General features: G+C 52.7%; 5 protein-coding genes. 2 read left to right on the top strand and 3 right to left on the bottom strand.

All coding sequences use genetic code 11. From position 1 onward, the window contains the following. Positions 1 to 204: 204 nt before the first annotated feature. Entirely contained in the window at positions 205 to 630 is a 426-nt protein-coding gene (hslJ, locus tag MES37_RS22505; protein WP_133521414.1) for a heat shock protein HslJ, read from the top strand. A 5-nt stretch (positions 631 to 635) separates the two neighbouring features. Here hslJ and MES37_RS22500 read toward each other — a convergent pair whose 3' ends face one another. Beyond that, entirely contained in the window at positions 636 to 917 is a 282-nt protein-coding gene (locus MES37_RS22500; protein WP_064546958.1) for a putative hemolysin, read from the bottom strand. A gap of 287 nt (positions 918 to 1204) precedes the next feature. On the opposite strand from MES37_RS22500, the gene nifJ reads away from it, so the two are divergent. Then, complete coding sequence (gene nifJ / locus MES37_RS22495; protein WP_064546959.1) at positions 1205 to 4735, top strand: pyruvate:ferredoxin (flavodoxin) oxidoreductase; 3531 nt, start codon at positions 1205 to 1207, stop codon at positions 4733 to 4735. 100 nt (positions 4736 to 4835) lie between these two features. On the opposite strand, the gene yncE is transcribed toward nifJ, so the two are convergent. Beyond that, a complete protein-coding gene (yncE, locus tag MES37_RS22490) occupies positions 4836 to 5897 on the bottom strand; it encodes a 7-bladed beta-propeller protein YncE (RefSeq protein WP_237932686.1) in 1062 nt (353 codons plus the stop codon). A gap of 108 nt (positions 5898 to 6005) precedes the next feature. Then, entirely contained in the window at positions 6006 to 7445 is a 1440-nt protein-coding gene (gene aldA / locus MES37_RS22485; protein WP_237932685.1) for an aldehyde dehydrogenase, read from the bottom strand. Positions 7446 to 7476: the final 31 nt, after the last annotated feature.

Here is a 7476-nt window from a genome sequence, read left to right as displayed (position 1 = left end):
ACATAAATACACTTTCGCCTGGTGAACGGAACCGTCTCCGTATCGGCAGGAACCGTCTCTCAAAGATGTGTATAAGAGACATCTCCCTCAGGGAGGAGGCCGGAATGAGGGTGGCTTTAAGAATATCCTTATAATAATCAGATATAATTTTGATATAGTCCCCCTCATTACTCATTGATGAACAGAATAACTTAAGGACAAGAAATGAAAAAATTAGCTTCAATTGCTCTGGCTGCAATGGTACTGGCCGGTTGCGCCCAATCGAACGACAAATCCTCTGTCACCGCGCAAGATCTGCAACATCACCGTTATGTGCTGCAAACCGTAGACGGCAAACCGCTGACCGGCGTGCAACGCATGCCAGAACTGAGTTTCGGTGAAAAGATGCATATCTCGGGTGCGATGTGTAACCGCTTTATGGGCCAGGCCACACTTGAAGACAATACGCTGAAAGCGAAAGGTCTGGGAATGACCATGATGATGTGTGCTGAGCCACAGCTAAACGAGCTTGATCACATGATTAACGACATGCTGACCAGCGGCGCAAAAGTCGCTTTAGCGCCACAACAGCTCACGCTCAAAACCAGCCAGCATACTTTAGTTTATAAACTGGCCGATCTGGTCAACTGATTCGACTAATAAGCCCCACACGTTCCGGCGGCAAGCGCGTTTTCACTACAGCGTTTGCCGTTCGGCATTGCGCACATCCCGATTGCCGTTCCATCTAGCTGACGAGCAACGCTCAGCGAACCACCAATCATTGCACAACTTGCTTGCCCCTGGCTGGACATCGCTGCGCGCATACCCGGCGGTACGTGAGCCGCGGTGGCTTGTTGAGGTGGTTCACTACTGCATGCCGACAACAATGAGGTTGATAATAACAGCGCGGCACAACCGGCTAAAAACGCAGCTCGCATGACTCTTCTCTCCTGAATGTTGCAAAACCTAAGAAGCATAAGGCTGCCGCTGTGTTCCGTCGAGGCCACAAAGCCATAAAAAGTGTGTGATTTTGCAAAGTGGATCACTTAATTGCGCAAAACATCGGCATCTTTCCTTTTCACGACCTCAATCAAAGCTCAACACAGGACACAAAAGCGAAAATCACCTTCTGTGGGGTTTGCTAGAATTAAATGATTATTCTTCGACTCGCGCAGGCATGCGGGTCTATTCATGTTTATTTTGTTGCGCAATGTAAGGGTGTCCCATGATCACAATTGACGGCAATGGTGCAGTCGCTTCTGTGGCGTTTCGCGCCAGTGAAGTAATTGCCATCTACCCGATAACTCCCAGCTCAACTATGGCGGAACTTGCTGATGCCTGGTCTGGAGATGGCAGGAAAAACATCTGGGGAGATATCCCTCGCGTGGTAGAAATGCAGTCCGAAGCGGGAGCGATTGCCGCGGTTCACGGCGCGCTGCAAACCGGTGCCCTTTCCACCTCATTTACTTCATCGCAGGGTTTACTGCTGATGATCCCGACACTCTACAAACTGGCCGGACAATTAACGCCGTTTGTACTGCATGTGGCGGCCCGCACCATTGCGACCCATGCGCTGTCTATCTTTGGCGATCACTCGGATGTGATGGCGATTCGCCAGACCGGTTGCGCGATGTTATGTGCCAGCAGCGTGCAAGAAGCGCAAGACTTCGCATTGATTTCACATATCGCCACACTGAAAAGCCGGGTGCCTTTTATTCATTTCTTCGATGGTTTCCGCACCTCGCATGAAATCAACAAAATCGTCCCGCTGGCTGACAGCACCATCCTGGAACTGCTGCCGCAAAAAGAGATTGATGAACACCGCGCCCGTGCGCTCAATCCTGAACATCCGGTTATCCGTGGGACCTCCGCCAACCCGGACACTTATTTCCAGTCCCGCGAAGCCAGTAATTTGTGGTACGACGCGGTTTACCAACACGTCGAACAAGCGATGGACAGCTTTGCCGCCGCCACGGGTCGCCAGTATCGCCCGTTTGAATATTACGGCCACCCGCAAGCCGAACGCGTCATTATCCTGATGGGTTCAGCTATTGGCACCTGCGAGGAAGTGGTTGATGAACTGCTGACGCGCGGCGAAAAAGTGGGTGTGCTGAAAGTTCGCCTGTTCCGCCCTTTCTCCGCCGACCATTTGCTGGAAGTATTGCCAGAAAGCGCACGCCAGATTGCAGTGCTCGACCGCACCAAAGAACCCGGCGCACTGGCCGAACCGCTGTATCTTGACGTGATGACTTCCCTTGCCGAAGCCTTTAACCGCGGCGAGCGTGAAACGCTGCCTCGCGTGATTGGCGGGCGTTACGGCCTTTCGTCCAAAGAGTTTGGCCCGGATTGCGTGCTAGCGGTATTTAACGAACTGACCCAAGCCAAACCGCGCCCACGCTTTACGGTCGGTATTTACGACGATGTCACCAATTTGTCGTTACCGTTGCCGGAAAACACCCTGCCGAACCGTGCCAAACTTGAAGCGCTGTTTTACGGGCTGGGCAGCGACGGCAGCGTGTCAGCGACCAAAAACAATATCAAAATCATCGGTAACTCGACGCCGTTCTTCACCCAGGGTTATTTCGTCTATGACTCGAAAAAAGCAGGCGGCCTGACCGTTTCTCACCTGCGCGTCAGCGAGCAGCCGATTAACTCGACCTACCTGATTGATAAAGCAGATTTTGTTGGCTGCCACCAGTTGCAGTTTATCGACAAATATCAGATGACCGAGCGCCTGAAACCGGGTGGTATTTTCCTGCTCAACACACCGTATGGCGCGGACGAAGTGTGGCATCGCCTGCCGCAAGAAGTGCAGGCTGTCCTGAACCAGAAAAAAGCGCGCTTCTTTGTGGTCAATGCGGCAAAAATCGCCCGTGAATGCCAGCTTGGCGCGCGTATCAACACCGTCATGCAGATGGCATTCTTCCATCTGACCAATATCCTGCCTGGCGACAGCGCACTGGCAGAACTACAAGGTGCCATTGCCAAAAGCTACAGCAGCAAAGGCCAGGAACTGGTGGAACGTAACTGGCAGGCATTAGCCCTGGCGCGTGAATCACTGGCTGAAGTAACATTGCAGGAAGTGAACGAAAGCAGCCCAATGCGCCCACCAGTGGTTTCCGATGCGGCACCTGATTTCGTCAAAACCGTCACCGCCGCGATGCTTGCAGGACTCGGCGACGCGCTACCTGTTTCCGCGCTGCCGCCAGACGGCACCTGGCCGATGGGCACCACGCAGTGGGAAAAACGCAACATCGCCGAAGAAATCCCCATCTGGAAGCCAGATATTTGTACCCAGTGTAACCACTGCGTTGCCGCCTGCCCGCATTCGGCCATTCGTGCCAAAGTGGTGCAACCTGAAGCGATGGAAAACGCCCCTGCCGGATTGCAATCGCTGGATGTGAAATCCCGCGATATGCGTGGGCAGAAATACGTATTGCAGGTAGCACCTGAAGATTGCACCGGCTGTAACTTGTGCGTCGAAGTTTGTCCGGCGAAAGACCGCCAGAACCCGGAAATCAAGGCCATCAATATGATGTCGCGCCTTGAGCACGTTGAAGAAGAAAAAGAGAATTACGACTTCTTCCTCAGTCTGCCGGAAATGGATCGCACCAGCCTCGAGCGCATCGATATCCGTACTTCGCAGCTGCTTCAACCGCTGTTTGAATACTCCGGCGCGTGTTCCGGCTGCGGTGAAACGCCGTATATCAAACTGCTCACCCAACTGTATGGCGACCGCATGTTGATTGCCAACGCCACCGGTTGTTCATCGATTTATGGCGGTAACTTGCCGTCAACACCGTACACCACCGATGCCAACGGGCGCGGCCCGGCATGGGCGAACTCGCTGTTTGAAGATAACGCCGAATTTGGGCTCGGTTTCCGCCTGACAGTCGATCAACATCGCGCCCGCGTGATGCGTCTGGTTGGTAAGTTCGCTGACCAACTGCCCGCCGAACTCAACGAACAACTGCATGCTCAAGCCACGCCAGAAGTGCGCCGCGAGCAAGTTATCGAACTGCGCAAACATCTGGCGAATATCGACGACCCGGACGCGCGCCAGTTAATCACCGACGCTGACGCCATGGTTGAAAAATCTATCTGGCTGATTGGTGGTGACGGCTGGGCGTATGACATCGGTTTTGGCGGCCTGGATCATGTGTTAAGCCTGACCGAAAACGTCAATATTCTGGTGCTGGATACCCAGTGCTACTCCAACACCGGCGGCCAGGCATCGAAAGCGACACCGCTGGGTGCAGTCACTAAGTTTGGCGAACACGGCAAGCGTAAAGCGCGTAAAGATCTCGGCGTTAGCATGATGATGTACGGGCATGTTTATGTGGCGCAGATTTCACTCGGCGCACAACTTAACCAAACCGTGAAAGCGATTCAGGAAGCCGAATCTTATCCCGGCCCGTCGCTGATAATCGCCTACAGCCCTTGCGAAGAACACGGCTACGATTTGGCACTCAGCCATGATCAAATGCGCCAGCTCACCGCAACGGGTTTCTGGCCACTTTATCGCTATGATCCGCGTCGTGCCGACGAAGGTAAATTGCCGCTGGCGCTGGATTCGCGTCCGCCATCTGATGCGCTGGCCGATACGCTAATGAAAGAACAGCGCTTCCGCCGCCTGAACGCGCAGCAGCCAGAAGTTGCCGAACAGCTTTGGAAAGATGCCGCTGCAGATTTGCAAAAACGCTACGATTTTCTGGCGCAAATGGCAGGCAAAGCGGAGAAAGCGGACAGCGAGTGAGTCCGTGAAAATGTCGGATGTCACTGCGCTAATCCGACCTACGATTTTGGTTTTGTAGGGTGGATAAGCGATTAGCGTCATCCACCATTTTCATCACAGCCTAGTTAAAACTAATACGTAAAATATCATCCGGGCTGGTCGGCTCTTTTTCGCGGCTGCCCGGCTGCTTCACGCTAACAAACAACTGCTGCCCATCTGGTGACAACGCCAGGCTATTTGGCAATGCAGGCGTGTCGATAGTCTCCAGCACTTTGTAGCTTTTCGCATCAATCACGCTGACTTTACCGGCTTTGCGATGCGTCACGTAGACTTCGTTGCGCGTCGGGTTGAACAACACATCCAGACCCAGCGGCACATCCACTTTGTTCAGCACTTTGCTGGTTTTGGTATCCACAACCAACAATTGCGGGGATTTTGAATCGCTGATAAACGCACGGTTGTTTGCGGTATCCAGCGCAATATTCAGATAAAAATGCTCGCCTTCGGTTTCCAGCTTAGTCCGCGAGACCACTTTGTCCGTTTTGCTGTCGATAACGATAAATTCGTTGTCGGCGTTGGTCATGTAAATGCGCGATGCTTTCGTATCAATCGCCAGCCCCGTCGCCATTTTGCCGAGATCTTTAATGGTATCGCGCAGCGTTAACGTATCGCCGTTAATGACCCACAACACGCTGGACTCCCCCAACCCGCCCATGTATAGCGTGTTGGTAGCCTCGTTGACCACTAACTGGCGTGGAGCCAGCGGGCGCACCGTTTCGCTACGTTTGGTTTCATCAACCACCAATGACTTAATCACATCCCCTGTTTTGCTGTTGATGGCGGTCACCGCGCTGCTGGTGGTGTTACCCAGAAATAAGGTGCCGGTGGTTTTGTTAAGCGCCACACCAAACGGCTTCAGGTTGTTATGAATCGCCTGCGTCACTTCGAGGGTTGCCGGGTCAAGACGATAAACCACCCCGCCTTTATCCAGTTTGCGGCTTTGCGAAGTGGCAACGTACAAGGCCGATTGATCCGCACTATAGGCCATTTCATACGCGCCTTTACCGACCGGTTTTCTTTCAACGGTAAACGAGGTATCAGCAAATAATGAACTGGAAAACAGCAGGCTGGAAAGCATGAGCGCAGGCAATACGCGTAGACGGGTTTGTGGTAAAGCGGGCATAAATGTCCTTATCAATAGCGTGGATAAACCCTTAGCTAACATAACGTTAGCTAAGGGTGAAAAATACTATTGATAATTATTATCATTTATAAATGAGAAAGTAAATCATTACACCTGCAAATAGACCATTTGCGTTTGCAGATACTCATTCAGTCCGTGGCGGCCATCGGCACCACCAATACCCGATTTACGCCAGCCCGCGTGGAAACCTTGCATTGCTTCAAAGTTTTCACGGTTGACGTAGGTTTCGCCGAATTTCAGCCCTTTAATCGCTTTCATCGCGACATTTAAATCACGCGTATACACCGAGGATGTCAGTCCGTAATCGCTGTCATTAGCCATCTCAAGTGCTTGTTCCAGCGTTTCAAATGTGGTCACTGGCAGCACCGGGCCGAAGGTTTCATCGTGCATAATTGCCATTTCCTGGCGCACATCCACCAGTAGTGTTGGCGGGTAGAAATACCCTTTCCCTTCTGGTGCTTTACCGCCCAGCACCACACGCGCGCCTTCGCTGACCGCACGCGCCACTTTCTGCTCGACACGTTCAAGTGCTGCGGCGTTAATCAATGGCCCCATCGAAACATCGTTACGCTCGCCAGTGTCACCAAAACTCACCTGTTTAAAGGCCTCGCTCAGGCGAGTAATAAATTCGTCGTAAATACCCTTTTGCACATACACACGCTCCACACAGTTGCATACCTGCCCGGTGTTGATCATGCGCGAATCAACAATCGCTTTCACCGCGATATCAAGATCGGCATCGTCCATCACAATAGCAGGTGCTTTGCCGCCTAATTCCAGGCACACCTTGGTGATGTTTTTGGCCGCTGCCGCCATGATTTTCTCACCCGCGCCAACGCTGCCCGTCATGCTGACCATCGCCACTTTCGGGTTGCCCGCTAATTCTTGCCCTACCGTTTCACCGCGCCCCAGAACCAGGTTAAACACCCCTTTTGGCAGCCCGATATCGTGGACAATTTCCGCAAAAGCGATAGCGTTGTTTGGCGTGAATTCGCTCGGTTTGATAACGATGGTGTTGCCAGTAATCAGCGCGGGGGCAAGTTTGCGGGCAATCAGGAAGAACGGGAAGTTCCACGGCAAAATACCGGTCGTCACGCCGAACGCTCGTTTAAACACCAGAATATTTTCACCCGGGCGGTCACTTTGCAGAATTTCGCCTTCGTAACGGCGCGCCCACTCGGACATGTAGTCGAGATAATCCGCGGTGAAGGCCACTTCCACTTCCGCCAGTTGTTGGGTTTTGCCACCTTCCGCCACAATCAGCGCGCTGATTGATTTCGCTCGTTCGCGAATACCGGCAGAAATTTTACGCAGCCATCCGGCACGTTCAATGGCGGGCAATGCTTCCCAACCCGCTTGCGCTTTTGCTGCCGCGTCAATGGCATCGCGAGCTTGCTGGGCTCCCCCATCAGGAATGCGTGAAATCAGTGCTTCAGTAGCAGGATTGATCACATCAATCCACTTATCGCCCTGCCATTGAACAAATTGACCATCAATATACATTGGGTGTTGTACAGGTGCTGTCATGACTGGCTCCTTCGCGTTCACTGCTGTTATG

The organism is Buttiauxella sp. S19-1, from assembly GCF_022134725.1.
GTDB classification, from domain to species: domain Bacteria; phylum Pseudomonadota; class Gammaproteobacteria; order Enterobacterales; family Enterobacteriaceae; genus Buttiauxella; species Buttiauxella ferragutiae.
Note: the sequence above shows the minus strand (reverse complement) of the source record. Positions and strands in the feature narration are given on the sequence as shown.

Excerpts from the sequence above, each read along its gene's own strand:
- nifJ (WP_064546959.1), top strand. The coding sequence starts at position 1,205 with ATGATCACAATTGACGGCAATGGTGCAGTCGCTTCTGTGGCGTTTCGC.
- yncE (WP_237932686.1), bottom strand. The coding sequence starts at position 5,897 with ATGCCCGCTTTACCACAAACCCGTCTACGCGTATTGCCTGCGCTCATG.
- aldA (WP_237932685.1), bottom strand. The coding sequence starts at position 7,445 with ATGACAGCACCTGTACAACACCCAATGTATATTGATGGTCAATTTGTT.
- hslJ (WP_133521414.1), top strand. The coding sequence starts at position 205 with ATGAAAAAATTAGCTTCAATTGCTCTGGCTGCAATGGTACTGGCCGGT.
- MES37_RS22500 (WP_064546958.1), bottom strand. The coding sequence starts at position 917 with ATGCGAGCTGCGTTTTTAGCCGGTTGTGCCGCGCTGTTATTATCAACC.